This is a genomic window from Bacillus sp. BPN334 (assembly GCF_008368885.1).
Classification (GTDB): Bacteria; Bacillota; Bacilli; order Bacillales; family Bacillaceae_G; genus Bacillus_A; species Bacillus_A wiedmannii.
Genome location: NZ_QOZW01000010.1, coordinates 83,135 through 100,547, shown reverse-complemented (window position 1 = coordinate 100,547; position 17,413 = coordinate 83,135). Strand labels below are relative to the sequence as shown.

Below are 17,413 nucleotides of genomic sequence, written 5' to 3'. Positions count from 1 at the left end.
TCTTAGTAGAGAGAAGCGTACCTTTTTTGTGATTTTTATAGCTTAAAGTTAATCATACTTATGCCGATCTTCTGTAATTCGAATATACTCAATATCCATCAAATCACGTAGTAATGCACCATTACTTAGTTCCACACCATGTTTTTCTTTAAAATGTGTACGGATTGTATGTAACATTTCGAGCTCTTTCCCGTTCACATCTAAAATAATACGTTCAGAATCATTCATGTAGCATCCTCCTTTTTTAACATATATATTTTTTCCGTCTATTTCTAAAAAATGTATGTTAACCTAAAGTTAGGAAATCAGAAAGGAATGGACAATGAGACGTATTTATTTTATAGGGATAATTTTGTACACGCTAATTGTATTACATGTTGCATTCCCAAACATCTTTTCATTTAAGGATGTAGAAACAGTACACGTTGGGATATTTATCTTTATTCTATTTGTAGTAGATTGCTGTATTTCAATATGGCTTTCGAAAAGAAAACATGTACAAGATAAAAAAGAAATGGAACGGAAAAAGAGAAAACGTTCATTTTGGATGATGACGTATTGTTTTTCTTTAGCGATTGCTGCTGCTTTTTTTAGTGAGAATATTCCATTGGAAAGATTCGGTATTGGATTTGGAGCGTTCGTATTCGCATACTATTTTTTCGTGCACTTTCTTCCTTATATGAAAGAAAAGCGAGGAGAAGAGGAAGATCCGCTTGTAGAAGAAGCGAGAGAGCAAGAGCATAAGAGAATAGAAGAAGATATAAAGAAGCTCGGAGAACAAAAATGGTATTTAAAATCTAAAATCATATATGTTCTTTGCTTCATTACGCCGCCAATCGGTTATTTGTATGTGTTCTTGCTTCGTAAAAAAATGACAGAAGATGCAAAGCAAACGTACTTAACGATTGCGACGATCATGATGGCATTATGGTCTTTGAAGTTCTTACCGCCATATGTGTTGGCAGTAGCTGTTGTAGTGGTTGTTTGTCTTGTATTTATAGTGAAGTATGTGAAATGAAGAAAAACAAGAACCTGTGTTATTAAGCTAATAGATAGATTAAAGCAAGAAATGTTATACTACAATTTGCTTATTTAGTAATAATAGTTCAATCAATAGTTCATATCGCATTAGTAGTAAAAGACTACGATGAGGCAATAGAGTTCTATACAAAGAAACTAAATTTCACACTAGTCCAAGATATATATCAGCCAGAGCAAAACAAAAGATGGGTAGTGGTATCTCCTCCTGGTTCAGTCGGCACCACAATATTACTGGCTAGAGCATCTAAACCTGAGCAAGATTCCTTTATCGGTAACCAATCAGTCGGCAGAGTTTTTCTTTTCTTAAATACTGACGATTTTTGGAGAGATTATAATGAAATGATTTCAAGAGGAATAGAATTTGTGAGAGAGCCGAAAGAGCAAGAATATGGAATAGTTGCAGTATTCAAGGATTTGTACGGGAATTTATGGGATTTGTTACAACTAAAAGATGACCATCCAATTGCTCAAAGAATTAAGTAGAATACAGTTTAAACTTGATTAAACAATCAATTGAAAAATGAGGATTTTAAAATCCATGCAAGAGTAGAGAAAAAACAGAGAAGATTTATTTTTATGAGTAACATTAAACATCTTTATTCTTCTTACACAGTCGTGAAAAAAGGAGTGGATTACCCACTCCTTTTTTATCATTATTTAACAACATGTATTTATTGTTCATTCAAGCCTAAAGCTTCATTTCCCTTATCCACCAGTAAAACATGTGGACTTGGTGTTTTATTTATAAATTAAAGATCGCCTTGCTCCTCATCACCACGAACAACAAGGACATCGCATTTCGCATAGCGAATAATATGTTCAGAGACGCTACCAATTAGGAAACGCTCAACAGCATTTAAACCAGTTGCACCACACATAATTAAATCTACTTTATGGTTTGGAGCAATTTCTTTTGAAATTTTAGATTTAGGATTACCAAATTCTAATACAGTTTCAATTTTTTCAAGGCCAGCTTCAAGCGCAGTTTTTTTGTAGTCTTCTAATAAGTCTTCTGCAAATAGATTTGCACGTTCAGCGATTGCGCGGCTATAAGCTTCTACTGCTGAGTATGCTTTTACATCAACGATATGAGCAATTGTTAATGTTGCATTGTTACGTTTTGCGACTTGAATTGCTTTTTTAAAAGCTCTTTCTGCTTCTTTAGAACCGTCCACCGCGATTAAAATATTTGTATATGTATTATTCATAGTAAATTCCTCCCAATCATTTTTATTACCGTTTACAACTTTATTATAAAACAAATTTTGGTAATGTGCTTGTCGGAAACGTTACAGAATTTTGAAAACTTTGCTTTAATTCATTTTAGTTGTAATTGGGGCGAGAACTTGTTACATATGAAGTATAGCAATTTAAAAGGAGGCATGTTTGTGAGACACGCGCTCATTACAGCCGGTACGAAAGGTTTAGGAAAGCAAGTAACAGAAAAGTTATTGGCTAAAGGATATTCAGTAACAGTAACATACCATAGCGATATGGCGGCTATGGAAACGATGAAAGAAACATATAAAAATATGGAAGAGCGTCTACAATTCGTGCAAGCGGATGTCACGAAAAAGGAAGATTTACATAAAATAGTAGAAGAAGCGATAAGCCATTTTGGCAAAATTGACTTTTTAATTAATAATGCTGGTCCATATGTATTTGAACGAAAAAAGTTAGTTGATTATGAAGAAGACGAATGGAATGAAATGATTCAGGGTAATTTAACAGCGGTGTTTCATTTGTTGAAACTTGTCGTTCCAGTTATGAGAAAACAGAACTTTGGTCGTATTATTAATTACGGATTCCAAGGGGCAGATAGTGCACCAGGATGGATTTATCGTTCAGCTTTTGCAGCAGCGAAAGTAGGACTTGTTTCATTAACAAAAACAGTTGCTTACGAAGAAGCAGAATATGGTATTACTGCAAATATGGTATGTCCTGGTGATATTATTGGTGAAATGAAAGAAGCGACAATTCAAGAAGCACGTCAGTTGAAAGAACGTAACACACCAATTGGTAGATCTGGAACAGGTGAAGATATCGCAAGAACGATTTCGTTTTTATGTGAGGACGATTCCGATATGATTACCGGTACAATTATTGAAGTAACTGGTGCAGTAGATGTTATTCATAGACATCGATAGAATAAAATAAAGTGAAGTCTCGAATAATTGGACAGTTTATCCTGTATGCTGAGAGGTGCGGATAATACTGTCCTTTAATGTAAGGTTAAATCTATCGGAAAGCTTGTATTAATTTTTGTCAAATATTGAGATATTATGTTAAAATATAAGAGCATAGAAAGCGCTTTAAAAAATGATTCAGGGGTCATTTCATAACTCAAGGGGGAACTAATAATGCGTATCGGTATTCCAACAGAAATTAAAAACAATGAAAACCGCGTGGCGATGACGCCAGCGGGAGCTGTACATTTAGTACAAAATGGTCATGAAGTTTTTGTTCAAAAAGGAGCAGGTATAGGATCAGGCTTTACAGATGAAGAATACGTACAAGCTGGTGCGAAACTTGTTGAAACTGCTGAAGAAGCATGGAATCAAGATATGGTTATGAAGGTAAAAGAGCCAGTTGCAAGTGAATACGGCTATTTCCGCGAAGGTTTAATTTTATTCACATACTTACACTTAGCTCCAGAACCAGAATTAACGAAAGCATTAATTGATAACAAAGTGGTATCAATTGCATACGAAACAGTGCAATTAGACAATCGTTCTTTACCATTACTTGCACCTATGAGTGAAGTAGCTGGTCGTATGTCTGCACAAATCGGTGCACAATTCCTTGAGAAAAACAAAGGTGGTAAAGGTATTTTACTCGCAGGCGTTCCAGGGGTAAAACGCGGCAAAGTAACAATTATCGGCGGTGGTCAAGCTGGTACAAACGCAGCGAAGATTGCAGTAGGTTTAGGTGCAGATGTAACAATCATCGACTTAAGTGCAGAACGTCTTCGTCAATTAGACGACATTTTCGGTAACCAAGTAAAAACGTTAATGTCTAATCCATACAACATTGCAGAAGCTGTAAAAGAGTCTGATCTTGTTATTGGTGCGGTATTAATTCCAGGTGCAAAAGCGCCAAAACTTGTAACAGAAGAAATGATTCAATCAATGGAACCAGGTTCTGTCGTTGTAGATATCGCGATTGACCAAGGTGGTATTTTTGAAACAACTGACCGTATTACAACTCACGACAACCCGACTTACGAAAAACATGGCGTTGTTCATTATGCAGTTGCTAATATGCCAGGAGCAGTTCCACGTACATCAACTCTTGCATTAACAAACGTAACAGTACCATATGCAGTACAAATTGCGAACAAAGGCTACAAAGATGCTTGCTTAGGAAACACTGCATTACTAAAAGGTATTAACACATTAGATGGATACGTAACATTCGAAGCAGTTGCAGAAGCTCATGGCTTACAATACGCTGATGCGAAAGAGCTTCTTGAAAAAGCTCCTGCTTTATCATAATAGAAATACATGTAAGCCCCTCCTTTTGTAAGGAGGGGCTTTTTACTTGGGTTAATTGTCTAGTTTCTTTACAATTCTCAATCCGAACATCATTGTAAAGAAAAGAATGCCGAACAAGTAATACAAGGCATACTCAACTAGTATCATCGAATTTTTGTCAGTGATATATAAAATAAATAGTATCGCAGAACCGATTAAATGAGAGAGGCCGAAAATTTGCGCCATAAGTTTTAAACTCATCTTCTCGATTCTTTCATCCATCTCAGGTAATGGATATTTCTCGGAATCGTTCTTTTTTTTCTTAAAGAATATTCGTTTCACTATGAATAGTATTAAGGCTAAGAGTATGTATACGCCAGCGAATAGAAGGACAGAACTAATCTTTTCTTCATCATTATTATTGAAATAAAGAAAAGTTGAACCTAACAATAAAATGGTAAGATGCGAAATGAACTCTTGATTAAAAGTATTTTTCATTCTTTTTCCTCCCCAGTTTTATCTAATTGAAATAAATCTTCTACTTTACAGTTGAAAAACTCACATAATTTCAATGCTAATTCTAAACTCGGGTTGTATTTATTCTTCTCGATAGCGATGAGGGATTGTCTAGTGATTTGAACAGAGGAAGCTAATTGTTCTTGGGTGATGTCTCTAACGACGCGGAATTGTTTCACCTTATTTTTAATCAAATATACAAAGTCTCCTTTTTGTAAATTTGTTACATTTATCATATCCATTTTTAGGTAATAAGTAAATAAAACTTTACAAAAAGTAAACAAAACTTTACGTAAAATATAGCTTGTTATGATGTTGTTTTTTGTGATAATTTGGAATTAAATGAAAAGTGAAAGTCGATAGAGGGGATTCAATGGGGAGTAAAAATAGGAAGAAAAAGCAAGCCAAAAGACAAAAGTATATAAAGAAAAAACAGGAACAGAACATACCTCTTTCAAAAAAAGTAGTCATTATGATAGAAAAAACATTTCGGTATATTTGTATGGTCCTGTATGTAATTTTGTGTCTTTATTCAGCTAGGGTGTTTTACAGTTTTGGGATAACACCCAATATTATTGAGAATGTTTTTGGATATATCCTTGTCGCAATAGAGTTAGTCTTATTCTTTATATTATTTAATAAAGTATGGCCTAGTCATGAAAGTAAGAGGGATAGGAAAAGCAAAAAGAGCAAAAAATCTTCATCCGATTCAAGCTCATCAAGCGGATTTGGTGATTATAGTAGCAACGATTGTAGCAGCTCAAGTGATGGTGGAGGAGATTGCGGAGGTGGCGGAGACTAAGTTAGTTTTCAGAAGAACGACTAGTGAAAGGGTGAGATGAAATATGGAAACTGTGAATTTATTAGAATTAACAAAGGACATTCAAGATCAACACAAAAATTTCGTCGTTTCAAATGTAAATAATCATTGCTTACGAATCGCCGTATTTACTGGTGAATATGATTGGCACTATCATTCTAATTCGGATGAATTGTTTATTGTGTTAGAGGGAGAACTACTTATCGATTTTGAAGATGGAGAGACGGCGGTTTTAAAGCCAAATGATTCTATCTTAATTCCAGCGTGCAAGATCCATAGAACGAGAGCATTAAAGAGAACAGTAAATCTTTGTTTTGAAAATATAGAAGCTGATACGATTAAAGTGGAGCAGTTATGAAAAAATTATCTGTAGCCGAGTATAGAAAAATCCTTCCGATTTTAGAAAGTAATACAGGAACGACGACGTTTGCTTATGCGGTATGTGACCAAATGATAGATGGTGAGATTTTTGCCAACGAGAAGTTAACAGCAGGATTAATTCGTACAGCTAATGGTATCTATTATTTATTTGGTGATACTTATGATCAAAATTATAACGAAGATTTATTTTCCTATTTAAAAATGGCTATTGAAACAACAGAGAAGAGATTTACACTCTTCACTTCGAGTGACGAGTGGGAAATGATGATTGAAGGGCGTTTTAGTAATGCACTTCGGGACATGCCTCGAATGAAATTCCAACGAGAAATTTCTGAAGAGAGAAAACGAGATGCAAACAAAAATACATATGAAGTGAAGCGTATTGATAAAAGTGATATAGAACGAAGTAGTGAATTTACAGAGGAGTATTATAAAGAATATTGGGGATCAAAAGAGCTATTTTTGAACGGTGGTTTCGGATTTTGTATAGAACAAGATGGGATAATTGTAGCTGAATGTGTTTCGATATTTAGTGGGAATGGATTTGCTGAAATTGATATTGTGACGCAGGAAGCATATCAAGGGAAAGGATTAGCCCAAGCTGTTGCACAACGGTTCATTGAACATTGCACACAAAATGATATTACACCGTGCTGGGATTGTTATGTAGACAATATTCCTTCGCAAAAATTAGCTAGTAAATTAAGTTTTTATAATCCAATAGAATATAGATTGTTTGTACGTAAGAAAACGGGGGAATAAAAATGAATGTGGAGTTAACGAGATTTAAGGTGAAACAAGGTAAAAGTCATCGTGTAGATGAATGGATGCAGCTTCTTAATGGCAATATGAAAGAAGTGCTTTTGACACTAAACGACGAAAAGATGTACGTTGAGACAATTTTCCGGGAAATAAGAGATGGAGAAGAGTACTTATATTGGTATTCTGTGCAAGGAGAAGGCGGGGCTCTTGTCGAAAATTCTCATCATGAAATTGATAAAAAGCACTTAGCGTTTTGGTATGAATGTATTGATGAAGAAGCACGGTCTGTTGATATGAAAACAGAAGTCGTTATGATTCAAGATGTTGTGAAGGAAGCGATGAAATAATAGAATAGTATGTTGGAGAGAAGTGCATCAAAATAGGTGTGCTTTTTATTTTGAAAAAATTTTAAAAAGAAAAGTGTTATTTAGATATCTTTGAAAATAAAGGAGGGTGTCAAAAGAAATTTAGGACAAACTATAATGAGATGAAAACTTCGAATCAAAAGACCTACCAATATACGGTGTAGTTGCAACAGGCAAAACAGAGGATTTACAAAGTTTACAAGGAGCACCATATATTAAGGCTGCTGTTAGAGGTGTAACAGTTGAGAAATATTGATTACAAGCGATAAATGTGAATAATCAGAAAATTTATGTTATAATATGGGAAAAGGAGGTTCATATGAGGCAAATACATGGAGCAATTTATATTTACATAACAATGTTTTTCGTGGCGATATCCTATGGATTAGGGCACGTGTATTCGCATCCTATACTAACTTTTTTGAGCGGAGCATGTATGGCGTTTGCGCTTCTTGTCCACCTTTTCTCAGTTTGGATCGTGAAATTTCAATTAAATATTAGTGAAATAGAAGAAGGCACTTTTTAAAGGGCCTTCTTTTTTAGTAATGTTGGCGAAGTCCTTGTAGTAATTTTTCAATTTCGTATTCAGTTTCTTTACATATAGACATTGTACGTAATCTGAAAAATAAGCTACGTAAGAAAGATTTTATATTTCCGTATAGAAACTCGTACGATTCAATATGTAGTGTTTGTTTTTGGACTGGTAATTGGTCTACTAAGTCATGAAGAGCTGCTATGAGTACTTCTTCCTTTAGACCATTTTGTAGCATTGAGACAATCGGATAAACGAGTCGTTCGTCTTCTTCATGTTTATAGTAAATAGAATGGACACAAACTTTGTTTAATAAAGTTTGTAATATTTCTTCGTAATATAAAGTTTCCAGTTTAGGACTACGAACAAGCGCTTCAAATGTATCAGAAGCATGAGCGATACTGTGTGCCCAGCCGTGGTCTTGAACATATCCACGGAAATCATGTTCATTGTTCATATATAGAATCAATTGATCTTTTACAGTTAAAATATCATTCTGTGATAAGAAATTATATTTTGTATCAGCATCAATAATGAGCGCAAGTAATAATGTCGTAAATGCACGAGTAAATACAGCATCTTCGTCATCCGAATGAATTTTATACAATAAATATTTTTCACTAATGCTTTCTAATAATAGTTTCTGTAATTGTGTGTGTGAAATGTAGTCCTTTTTGATGAGATGGTAAAAAGTAGAGTAAATAAGTTTGTCTCTTAAATAGCTATCGGTAACACCGATATGCTCAAACATATTGGAACTTAAAGAATCAATGTTAAGTGTGTTATCCAATATGTAATTATTATTACGAATTTCTTCTAACTGTTGTTGTAACATATAAACCTCCTATTTTAGAAAATTCTGTATTTTTATAATATGATAAGAGGGAGAAATAGACAATAAATAAGTGCTTTTGAATGGAGGGGGCATTATGAAGAGAGCGTTATTCTTTTTCATTAGTATTTTCTTTTTAGGAAGTTGTTCGATTTCGTATGTTACTTTTTCTAGCGAGAGCAAAAGTTGGACGGGGCAATATAAAGGGTATATTAAGGATGACAGTGAAGATGGAATGTTTACGTTTCAATATAAGGGCGGAGATGGAAAGACAGAATTTTAAAATTTAGAGATTGCTATTAATGGAGCCTTTAGTGCAATGACAGAAACGTCAGAAGTTCATAAAGGAGCAAGGATTGAAATGAAATCTTCTTGTGTAAGTTGTGCACCTCTATCTAAAGATGAACCGATAGAAGTTGTAATTAAATGGGATGATAAGTATGAGGAGAAGATGGTGTTAAATTTGAAATAGTAGAGAAATAAAAAAAGGCAGCACTTACGCTGCCTTTTTATTATTTCACAAATTGTAATTCTTTCGGGAATTTCGTTAAAATTTCTGACCCGTCTTGTGTGATGTAAATATCATCTTCAATACGAACGCCACCTACGTTTGGTACGTAAATACCTGGCTCGATTGTGAAGACCATACCTTCTTTTAATGGAGACTCGTTACCAGCTTTTACATCTGGATATTCGTGTACGCTAATTCCAAGTCCGTGACCAAGGCGGTGTGGGAAGAAGTCGCCGTAACCTGCATCTGCGATAACAGAACGAGCAGCGTTGTCGATTGCGCCAAGTGTAACACCTGGTTTACATGCTTCAACTGCTTGTAGTTGTCCAGCAAGTACAGTGTTATAAATGCGAGTTTGTTCTTCAGAAATTTCACCGAATGCCACTGTACGTGTAATGTCAGAGCAATAACCTTCAATGATTACGCCTAAATCAAATAGTACGAAATCGCCGCGTTTCATTTTGTTTGCACCTGGAATACCGTGTGGAAGAGCAGAGTTTGCACCTGCTAATACCATCGTATCAAATGACATTTTATGTATGCCTTTTGTTTTTAATTCGTGTTCAATAATTGCTAATACTTCTAGCTCGCTACGATTTTCTTTAATTGCATTTACACCAACTTCAACAGCGTAGTCCGCCATTTTAGCTGCTTCGCGTAAAATAGAAAGTTCTTTTTCATCTTTAATTAAGCGAAGTTCACGAACTTTCTCCTCAGCTGATTTGAAAGCTGCATTTGGGAATAACTTTGTTAATTCTTCGTAGCGCTCTACGTTTAAATGTTCTTTTTCAATTGCAACTGCATTTGCATTGATGCCGCGGTCTTTAATTGCTTTTGCAATCATATCCCATGGTCTGTCAGTATCAGTAAATCCGATAATTTCATGTGCCCAGCCAGCGTTACGCGCTTGACCTTCTTCCATTTTAGGGCAAATTAAAATAGGTTCTTTTTCTTGGAATACAAACATGCCAAGAAGTCTTTCGTGTGGTTCACAGTGGAAGTTTGTCATGTAGAAAACGTTTGGTGTAGAAGTTAAGAACGCAGCTTCTACGTTTTTTTCTTTTAGCCATTGCATTAAATTTTCTAATCTAGCATTCATCGATTGGCACCCCCGAAATATTTAATTACAAATATAACTTTACATCGGAGGAAAGCGTTATGACAAGTAAATCGATGTTAGAAAAGACAGGGAATTGAAAAATCATGTAGAATAAAAAGTGAGAATGTGAATAGGGGAGGAATGTAATAATGAAAGTATCTTATCATGGACATTCAGTTGTAAAAATTGAAACGAATGGAAAAGTGATTTTAATTGATCCATTTTTAACTGGAAATCCGAAGACAGATTTAAAGGCCGAAGATGTAAAAGTAGATGCGATTCTTTTATCACATGGACATGGTGATCATGTTGGAGATACAGTAGAGCTTGCGAAGAAAAATAATGCAGTTGTTGTGGCACCATTTGAACTAGCGACATTTTTAAGTTGGCAAGGTGTAAATACACATCCGATGCATATTGGTGGTTCGCATGAATTTGACTTCGGAAAAGTGAAGTTTACACAAGCATTCCACGGTTCTAGTTATATTGATGAAGAAAATAAGACGATTACATATACAGGTATGCCAGCAGGTATTTTATTTACAGCAGAAGAGAAAACTGTATACCATGCAGGAGATACCGCTCTATTCTCTGATATGAAATTAATAGGGGAACTGAATAACATTGATATAGCGTTTTTACCAATTGGTGATAATTTCACAATGGGACCAGAAGATGCTGTTTTAGCAGCGAAATGGACTCAGGCGAAAACTGTTGTACCGATGCATTACAATACGTTCCCAGTAATTGAACAAGACCCATATCAATTTGTAGAAAAGCTACAAAATTGTACAGGAAAAGTATTAGAAGCTGGAGAAAGTATTACACTATAGAAAAGAAACCCTTCATTTGAAAAGACAAGTGAAGGTTTTTTTACGTGTGTAGGACAGCTTTTAAAGGTTGTACTTGTTTTGATGATTTTTTTCTTTTTGGAAGTGGCTGTTCAGGTGTTTCATTCAATTCCATTGCAACTTTTTTTCCGTCTACGAAAGCTAAAAATACAGCACTTACAACTTCTAATAATTTTTTCATCATATATCCGCTCCTTTGTTTCATTTCTTGTCTTAATTGTATATTGAAGCGGCTGGACAAACTATCGAACGAGATGACAAAACCATTCCATTGTTGTAATAGAAGAAGTAGTGTCATGTAAGCCGTATTTTGTTATAAAAAAAATAGTACAGATATATAAAGAGAGAGTGTAACAGTTTTGAAAATATAGTATACTAAAAATACAACACATGAAGAATTTAGGGAAAAGAAAGTATGGTGAAACCATTTGGCTACCAAGCATAACCAAATTTTAGAACATATTAATGGCCTGCCAGTAGGGCATAAAATTTCTGTAAGGCAAATTGCAAAAGATTTGAGTGTAAGTGAAGGGACAGCTTACCGTGCAATTAAAGATGCAGAAAATAAAGGATATGTTAGTACGATTGAACGTGTCGGAACAATTCGAATTGAACAAAAGAAGAAAGAGAATATTGAAAAGCTGACATATGCAGAAGTCGTTAACATTGTCGATGGTCAAGTACTTGGGGGCAGAGAGGGACTACATAAAACGTTAAATAAATTCGTAATCGGGGCAATGAAATTAGAAGCGATGATGCGCTATACAGAAGCTGGAAACTTACTTATTATCGGTAACCGTACGAACGCACATCAATTAGCGTTAGAAGCCGGAGCTGCGGTATTGATTACGGGCGGATTTGATACGGAAGATCATGTGAAGAAATTAGCAGATGAATTAAAATTGCCGATTATTTCAAGTAGTTACGATACATTTACAGTTGCGACGTTAATTAACCGTGCAATTTACGATCAGCTTATTAAGAAAGAAATTGTCCTCGTTGAAGATATTTTAACGCCAATTGAAGAGACGTTATATTTAAAGCCGAATGATACAGTGCAACAATGGCATGCGTACAATGAAGAAACGATGCATGGGCGTTATCCAATTGTTGATGAAAATAAAAAGGTGTTAGGTATCGTAACTTCAAAAGATATGATTGGTGTAGCGAAAGAAACACCAATTGATAAAGTAATGACAAAGCATCCAATTACGGTAAATGGAAAAATGTCTGTCGCAGCTGCAGCACGTATGATGGTGTGGGAAGGAATTGAGTTACTTCCTGTTGTTGATGAAGGAAATAAACTGCAAGGTATTATTAGCCGTCAAGATGTACTTCAGGCGTTGCAAATGATTCAGCGTCAACCACAAGTCGGTGAAACAATCGATGATATTGTAACGAATCAATTTATGACGCCGAAAGAAGCGAAAAATGAACATTTATATCAATTTTCAGTGACGCCGCAAATGACGAATTCAATCGGAACGTTATCTTACGGTGTATTCGCAACGATTGTGACGGAAGCAACGAATCGCGTTATTCGTGCCCAAAAGAAGAGCGATTTAATTGTTGAGAACTTAACAATTTATTTCGTAAAACCAGTTCAAATTGATAATGTTGTATCCGTACATCCGAAAGTATTAGAAATTGGGCGTAAATTTGGTAAGGTTGATGTAGAAGTGCATCATGAAGGCAATGTTGTCGGGAAAGCATTACTTATGGTGCAGTTGATCGATAAATAAAAAGATGGAGCAGACCGCTTTGGTTTGTTCCATCTTTTTTGTTAAAAGGATAGAAACAAAAAATAAATAACGTATCATTTCATATTTATAATAAAAATACTAAACAATTTGAAGATGTGGAAATGGAATAGTGATAAGGAGGAAGCGAATGGGCGGAATTCTTTTCTTTTTAGTTGTCATATGTTTCATCATTATTCATGTGTTAACGCATAGAAGAATGGACGCTATTAAAAAGAGGCTTTATTTTGTAAGTTTGACTCTTGCTAGTATAGGTGCCTTGATTCCTATATCAGGAGAAAATGAGCCGGATTTTCTTTACTTTGGTGTACCGGCTGAAACGTTTGTTTATTATGGTGGGTGGGAATGTTGGTTTAATCCATTAGTTTTTTTCTTTAACTTTATTTTGTTTTATTGGATTTTGAAGCTATTGTTTAAGTTACGTAAGAGTTCGGATAGAGAAGTGAAAAAATAGAAGGATATGTATCAATGTGGATAGAAAATTGGTTGTTAGTCGATTACGCTTCACTAGAGGAACTAGGGGGAGAAGGATGGATTTTCACACTAAAGAGCAGTTATGTAAGCAATATAATTTAAATAGTTTTACGAAAGTTTCATTGTTACATGGGGGAGAAAATCAAACATATATATTCGAATCGGACAAAAATAAATTTGTAGTTAGGCAGTACAGAGAAGGACGTTATACATGCGAGCAAATAGAGGCTGAAATACATTGGTTAATAGCGATGCAAAAACAAATGTTAGTACCAGAAGTAGTGGTAAATAAAAATGGTGATTGGATTACATCTGTTATGAAAGATGAAGGGAATATCCAGTATTTTGTTGTCTTTAGGTTTATAAACGGAAGTGAAATTTTAGAACTAAGGGATAGGGACTATGAAAAACTCGGATCATTAATGCGAAAGTTTCATGAAAAAACAAATGAAGTGCTCAAAAGAGTGCCGCAAACTTGGAGAGGTTATGAAAGGCCTATATATAGTGAGAAAAAGATAATCCACGAGCCTTTACAACGATTACTAAATGCTTCATTTCTATCGAATGCGGATAAGCATAAGTGCATAAGAATTGCAGAAAGAATACAAGAACTTGCAAATTTAACTCAATTAGGAGAAAAACAATTTGTTCATGGTGATATGCATTTTGGCAATATTCTTGTAGACAAAGAGGATTGGTATTTACTCGATTTTGATGAATGTGGATTTGGGTATAAAGAGTTTGATATTGGTGTTCCGAGATTGCATTTAATTGCTTCGGGACAGTTAGAAGACGCATGGGGGAATTTCATGATGGGATATGGGGAAAATATTTCGGAAGCAGCTATTCGACTTGGGACTGCTTCGAGAATTTTTTATATGGCGGGAAAGATTCCGTTAAGGATTGATATCGAACCTATTAGAAAAAATCCTGGTGCTTTTATTCGGCGATATGTTCAGTATGCTGAAAAAGAGTTATGTGGAGAGACGGTTACATAAAGAAGACAGAATAGTAATTCAATTAGGTTGTATATTATGTTATAATTCAATTGTAAGAAAATGGATTTCAGGAAGGTGGTATGCATTATGTCATCAGAAGTGCTCTTTTTTGGTGGAATCGCACTCTTTTACTTTCTTGTGATGATACCGTTTCAATATTTATACTTACAAGGTTTACATGAAAAAAAGAAACGAACAGGATTATCTCAGCGAGAACTATATGAAAAAATGTCTTTTGAAGAAGAACAATTACATTTTCACGTACAAGGCAACCCCTTTAATATACCTTCTGCTTTTGTTGCATATATGATTTTAAAAGTTAAGGGACGTAAAAAAGCATCACAATATTGATGCTTTTTTATGTTGCTTCAGACAGATTCAGCTTCTTCAACTGCTAATGGTAAGAAATGTTTGTATTGGCGAAATCCATTAAATACACTTGCACTACCAAATAGAACAAATAAAACACCAACGATAATTCGAGCGGTTGAAAGTTCTAAAAAGAATTGGTTTATCCCAAAGAATAAGACGAATGAACCAAGTGCCATTGCGGATTTTCCAGAGAGCCAACCTTTCTCCATTGGGCGGTTTGTACGAAAGTATTTTGTTTTGTAGAAGAGGTACAACATAAATGAGACGATAATACAGAAGACTAATACTGGCATAATGCACACTCCCATCGCTTTGTGAAAAATAATAGTGGAGAAAAAAGAAATATCTAAACTTTCTAACTTTTATTATAAAGCAATTGTTCGCATGTATGAAATACTTTCCGTTATAATGGAGGATAAAGTGAAGCTTTAATTAGTGTGAGGATGTTTCTGCGCTAATGATTTGCCCGCACCAATTGGGCTTTTACTGCACGTTAAAGTGAAGAAGTTGAGTGAAAAGGAGATTATACATATGCATGAGCAAATTTTAGGAGCAATTAAAGAGTTTGATACAATTATTATTCATCGTCATGTGCGTCCAGATCCAGATGCATTAGGTTCACAGGGCGGTCTGGGTACAATTCTACAAGAATCGTTTCCAGAGAAAAATATTTATACGGTTGGGTACAATGAACCGTCACTAGAATATTTACGAGTAATGGATGATATTGAAGATAGTGTATATGAAAATGCACTTGTTATCGTATGTGATACTGCGAACCAAGAACGTGTTGACGATCAACGCTATGCAAAAGGGAAGATGTTAATTAAAATTGATCATCATCCGAATGAAGATCCGTACGGAGATATTACATGGGTAGATACGACAGCAAGTTCTACAAGTGAAATGATTTATGAGTTTTACAGTTATGGAAAAGATAAAGGATTACAGATAACGAAAGAAGCAGCTCGTCTTATTTTAGCGGGTATTGTTGGGGATACAGGTCGTTTCTTATTCCCGAATACAACAGCGAAAACACTTCGTTACGTGAGTGAACTTGTTGATATGGATGTGAAGTTCACAGATTTATACAATGAAATGTATAAGACGAAAGAAAAGATTGCTCGTTTAAACGGCTATATTTTACAAAACTTTACGATGGTAGAAGAAGGAGCAGCTTACATTAAATTAACGAAAGAAGTATTAGAAAAGTTTGATGTACTTCCTTCTGAGGCATCTGGCGTTGTTGGAGCACTTGGTAATATTGATGGATTAAAGTCATGGGTTCTATTTTTAGAGGAAGACGATGTGATTCGTGTTCGTCTTCGCTCAAAAGGACCAGTGATAAATAAATTAGCAATGCAATATAATGGCGGAGGGCATCCGATGGCTTCTGGTGCAAAAGCATCTTCTTGGGAAGAAGCGGATCGTCTTTTTGCTGATTTACGTGAGCTGTGTAGATAAAAAATTGTATGTTGAACGAAAAAAGAAGGAGGGCGCTTAAGCCCTTCTTTTTTGTTTTTTAAATGAAACATCAATAAATAGGGGTTTTTTGTTATTTATGAGATTGATTTGATGGAATAATGAAAAACTCCCAAAAACGTCTTTTTTTATGTTTTAAGAGAACCCTCATGACGATAATAAAATAAAAAGCCCCTCCATCTATCGAGTTATATATGTCGATAAAGTGGAGGGATTTTATTTTTCTTTTTCTATAGCAATGCTAATTTCAAGCACGGTATCAAAAGATATTGTATCGACTTTAAAGCGGTATAGACGATCGTAATGTTTATACGTTTTATTTTCGATTGCTTTTTTGAGTAGGTCTTTATTTTTTGCGATACTTTGTATGTTTTTCGTTAAAAGATGCTGGAGGTCATTATGAATAGAAGTGGTCATATTTTCGAGTGTAAGATTGTCTAAATCGTATTTTTCTCGATTGATTATTTTTATTTTAATCTCTTGAATAGTTAAGAGTCGTTTATTTTCTGTATTCAATTTTTCTTGATCTTCGAGAAGGACGTGGAGCTTTGCTTCTTGTTTTTCTATAATTTCTTTTTGTTCTGCTATTTTAATAGCTTGTTCTTCTTGAAAAACACCGTATATGTACAAAAAAATAAACCAGCTCAACACGCCTCCAACAGCAGCACCAGCTAAAACTAAATACCATCTTTTTGCTGTATTGGCACTTGGTACTCTCATACATGTTCCTGCGTTAGCCATTTAATAATAATAAGACCGGTTTGCATACCACCCGTTGCGAAAAAAATAAGGAGAATTTGTTTTACGATATCTTTCATATCTCCGCCAAAGAAACTTCTTTCAAAGCTATAAAAAGTATCAAATGTTCCGCCAATTGCTGCAACGAGTGCCCAAATTCTTAAATTTTGGGCGAATTGATTAATGTAAGTTAGAGTTGGTTTTCCGATAAGAAATGCACCAAATCCACCAATTAATGAACCACCAAGTATAACCCCAAAGGCAATAAAATAACTAATAATAAGCAGAGAGAAAAAAGTATGTTCTCTTACATCCATCGTCATTCCCCTTTCTTCTTCATATATATGGACAAAGTATAAGAAGTATGTTTTGATTTCCGCTTTCCTCATCACCTATAATAAAAGTA

General features: G+C 34.8%; 25 protein-coding genes and 2 pseudogenes. 17 read left to right on the top strand and 10 right to left on the bottom strand.

The window, feature by feature from the left end:
* Nucleotides 1–48: 48 nt before the first annotated feature.
* A complete protein-coding gene (locus tag DN393_RS15605; RefSeq protein WP_064474588.1) occupies nucleotides 49–228 on the bottom strand; it encodes a hypothetical protein in 180 nt (59 codons plus the stop codon).
* Between the two features lie 94 nt (nucleotides 229–322).
* On the opposite strand from DN393_RS15605, the gene DN393_RS15600 reads away from it, so the two are divergent.
* Nucleotides 323–1,018, top strand: a complete 696-nt coding sequence (locus tag DN393_RS15600; protein WP_088048017.1) for a hypothetical protein — start codon at nucleotides 323–325, stop codon at nucleotides 1,016–1,018.
* An 83-nt stretch (nucleotides 1,019–1,101) separates the two neighbouring features.
* A complete protein-coding gene (locus DN393_RS15595) occupies nucleotides 1,102–1,524 on the top strand; it encodes a VOC family protein (protein ID WP_088048018.1) in 423 nt (140 codons plus the stop codon).
* Between the two features lie 266 nt (nucleotides 1,525–1,790).
* Here DN393_RS15595 and DN393_RS15590 read toward each other — a convergent pair whose 3' ends face one another.
* The gene (locus tag DN393_RS15590) at nucleotides 1,791–2,249 is read right to left on the bottom strand and encodes a universal stress protein (protein ID WP_001066680.1); all 459 of its coding nucleotides are present in this window, start codon (nucleotides 2,247–2,249) and stop codon (nucleotides 1,791–1,793) included.
* A 147-nt stretch (nucleotides 2,250–2,396) separates the two neighbouring features.
* On the opposite strand from DN393_RS15590, the gene DN393_RS15585 reads away from it, so the two are divergent.
* Entirely contained in the window at nucleotides 2,397–3,188 is a 792-nt protein-coding gene (locus DN393_RS15585) for an SDR family oxidoreductase (RefSeq protein WP_088048143.1), read from the top strand.
* A gap of 213 nt (nucleotides 3,189–3,401) precedes the next feature.
* On the top strand, nucleotides 3,402–4,535 hold the full coding sequence (gene ald, locus DN393_RS15580; RefSeq protein WP_001219390.1) for an alanine dehydrogenase: 1,134 nt from the start codon (nucleotides 3,402–3,404) through the stop codon (nucleotides 4,533–4,535).
* 51 nt (nucleotides 4,536–4,586) lie between these two features.
* Here the strand turns inward: ald and DN393_RS15575 are convergent, their stop codons facing one another.
* Together DN393_RS15575 and DN393_RS15570 are read right to left on the bottom strand one after the other, a co-directional pair.
* On the bottom strand, nucleotides 4,587–5,012 hold the full coding sequence (locus DN393_RS15575; protein ID WP_098101972.1) for a hypothetical protein: 426 nt from the start codon (nucleotides 5,010–5,012) through the stop codon (nucleotides 4,587–4,589).
* Entirely contained in the window at nucleotides 5,009–5,272 is a 264-nt protein-coding gene (locus DN393_RS15570) for a helix-turn-helix transcriptional regulator (RefSeq protein WP_141554606.1), read from the bottom strand. The genes DN393_RS15575 and DN393_RS15570 overlap by 4 nt, the downstream gene beginning before the upstream one ends.
* A 131-nt stretch (nucleotides 5,273–5,403) precedes the next feature.
* Between DN393_RS15570 and DN393_RS15565 the strand changes: the two genes are divergently transcribed.
* The 6 genes and pseudogenes from DN393_RS15565 (at nucleotide 5,404) to DN393_RS15540 (ending at nucleotide 7,884) form a co-directional block, all read left to right on the top strand.
* Complete coding sequence (locus DN393_RS15565; protein ID WP_064474593.1) at nucleotides 5,404–5,832, top strand: hypothetical protein; 429 nt, start codon at nucleotides 5,404–5,406, stop codon at nucleotides 5,830–5,832.
* A gap of 43 nt (nucleotides 5,833–5,875) precedes the next feature.
* Nucleotides 5,876–6,208: a cupin domain-containing protein gene (locus tag DN393_RS15560; RefSeq protein WP_064474594.1), complete on the top strand. Its 333-nt coding sequence runs from the start codon at nucleotides 5,876–5,878 to the stop codon at nucleotides 6,206–6,208.
* Nucleotides 6,205–6,993, top strand: a complete 789-nt coding sequence (locus tag DN393_RS15555) for a GNAT family N-acetyltransferase (protein WP_064474595.1) — start codon at nucleotides 6,205–6,207, stop codon at nucleotides 6,991–6,993. Before DN393_RS15560 ends, DN393_RS15555 begins: the two co-directional genes overlap by 4 nt.
* Before the next feature lie 2 nt (nucleotides 6,994–6,995).
* Nucleotides 6,996–7,340: a DUF6176 family protein gene (locus DN393_RS15550; protein ID WP_088048021.1), complete on the top strand. Its 345-nt coding sequence runs from the start codon at nucleotides 6,996–6,998 to the stop codon at nucleotides 7,338–7,340.
* A gap of 92 nt (nucleotides 7,341–7,432) precedes the next feature.
* Nucleotides 7,433–7,614: pseudogene (locus DN393_RS32420) on the top strand (anti sigma factor C-terminal domain-containing protein); the annotation flags it as partial.
* A gap of 63 nt (nucleotides 7,615–7,677) precedes the next feature.
* On the top strand, nucleotides 7,678–7,884 hold the full coding sequence (locus tag DN393_RS15540) for a hypothetical protein (RefSeq protein ID WP_001248905.1): 207 nt from the start codon (nucleotides 7,678–7,680) through the stop codon (nucleotides 7,882–7,884).
* A gap of 13 nt (nucleotides 7,885–7,897) precedes the next feature.
* Here DN393_RS15540 and DN393_RS15535 read toward each other — a convergent pair whose 3' ends face one another.
* On the bottom strand, nucleotides 7,898–8,725 hold the full coding sequence (locus tag DN393_RS15535; RefSeq protein WP_088048022.1) for a DUF2785 domain-containing protein: 828 nt from the start codon (nucleotides 8,723–8,725) through the stop codon (nucleotides 7,898–7,900).
* Between the two features lie 94 nt (nucleotides 8,726–8,819).
* Between DN393_RS15535 and DN393_RS15530 the strand changes: the two are divergent.
* Nucleotides 8,820–9,194 (top strand): annotated as a pseudogene (locus DN393_RS15530) (hypothetical protein).
* 40 nt (nucleotides 9,195–9,234) lie between these two features.
* On the opposite strand, the gene pepQ reads toward DN393_RS15530, so the two are convergent.
* Nucleotides 9,235–10,332: a Xaa-Pro dipeptidase gene (pepQ, locus tag DN393_RS15525; RefSeq protein WP_088048023.1), complete on the bottom strand. Its 1,098-nt coding sequence runs from the start codon at nucleotides 10,330–10,332 to the stop codon at nucleotides 9,235–9,237.
* A 149-nt stretch (nucleotides 10,333–10,481) separates the two neighbouring features.
* On the opposite strand from pepQ, the gene DN393_RS15520 reads away from it, so the two are divergent.
* Nucleotides 10,482–11,165 carry a metal-dependent hydrolase gene (locus DN393_RS15520; RefSeq protein WP_088048024.1) on the top strand — a complete coding sequence of 228 codons (684 nt, stop codon included), beginning with the start codon at nucleotides 10,482–10,484 and terminating at the stop codon, nucleotides 11,163–11,165.
* Between the two features lie 40 nt (nucleotides 11,166–11,205).
* On the opposite strand, the gene DN393_RS31590 is transcribed toward DN393_RS15520, so the two are convergent.
* Nucleotides 11,206–11,364: a hypothetical protein gene (locus tag DN393_RS31590; RefSeq protein ID WP_176542836.1), complete on the bottom strand. Its 159-nt coding sequence runs from the start codon at nucleotides 11,362–11,364 to the stop codon at nucleotides 11,206–11,208.
* Nucleotides 11,365–11,611: 247 nt separating this feature from the next.
* Between DN393_RS31590 and DN393_RS15515 the strand changes: the two genes are divergently transcribed.
* The 4 genes from DN393_RS15515 to DN393_RS15500 all read left to right on the top strand — a co-directional run bounded on the left by DN393_RS15515 (nucleotide 11,612) and on the right by DN393_RS15500 (nucleotide 14,766).
* Complete coding sequence (locus DN393_RS15515) at nucleotides 11,612–12,925, top strand: CBS domain-containing protein (protein ID WP_000201565.1); 1,314 nt, start codon at nucleotides 11,612–11,614, stop codon at nucleotides 12,923–12,925.
* Nucleotides 12,926–13,073: 148 nt separating this feature from the next.
* Entirely contained in the window at nucleotides 13,074–13,397 is a 324-nt protein-coding gene (locus DN393_RS15510) for a hypothetical protein (RefSeq protein WP_064474600.1), read from the top strand.
* Nucleotides 13,398–13,473: 76 nt separating this feature from the next.
* Nucleotides 13,474–14,415: a phosphotransferase enzyme family protein gene (locus tag DN393_RS15505; protein ID WP_088048026.1), complete on the top strand. Its 942-nt coding sequence runs from the start codon at nucleotides 13,474–13,476 to the stop codon at nucleotides 14,413–14,415.
* A gap of 87 nt (nucleotides 14,416–14,502) precedes the next feature.
* Nucleotides 14,503–14,766 (top strand): DUF3949 domain-containing protein, encoded by a 264-nt coding sequence (locus DN393_RS15500; RefSeq protein WP_048544372.1) that lies wholly within the window; start codon nucleotides 14,503–14,505, stop codon nucleotides 14,764–14,766.
* Nucleotides 14,767–14,783: 17 nt separating this feature from the next.
* On the opposite strand, the gene DN393_RS15495 is transcribed toward DN393_RS15500, so the two are convergent.
* On the bottom strand, nucleotides 14,784–15,080 hold the full coding sequence (locus DN393_RS15495; RefSeq protein ID WP_001144772.1) for a YtpI family protein: 297 nt from the start codon (nucleotides 15,078–15,080) through the stop codon (nucleotides 14,784–14,786).
* Between the two features lie 238 nt (nucleotides 15,081–15,318).
* Between DN393_RS15495 and DN393_RS15485 the strand changes: the two genes are divergently transcribed.
* Entirely contained in the window at nucleotides 15,319–16,251 is a 933-nt protein-coding gene (locus DN393_RS15485) for a DHH family phosphoesterase (RefSeq protein WP_048562137.1), read from the top strand.
* A gap of 234 nt (nucleotides 16,252–16,485) precedes the next feature.
* Here the strand turns inward: DN393_RS15485 and ytrI are convergent, their stop codons facing one another.
* Both ytrI and DN393_RS15475 read right to left on the bottom strand, forming a co-directional pair.
* Entirely contained in the window at nucleotides 16,486–16,989 is a 504-nt protein-coding gene (gene ytrI, locus DN393_RS15480; RefSeq protein WP_064474603.1) for a sporulation membrane protein YtrI, read from the bottom strand.
* Nucleotides 16,986–17,399 (bottom strand): YtrH family sporulation protein, encoded by a 414-nt coding sequence (locus DN393_RS15475; RefSeq protein ID WP_002008713.1) that lies wholly within the window; start codon nucleotides 17,397–17,399, stop codon nucleotides 16,986–16,988. The genes ytrI and DN393_RS15475 overlap by 4 nt, the downstream gene beginning before the upstream one ends.
* Between the last annotated feature and the right edge of the window lie 14 nt (nucleotides 17,400–17,413).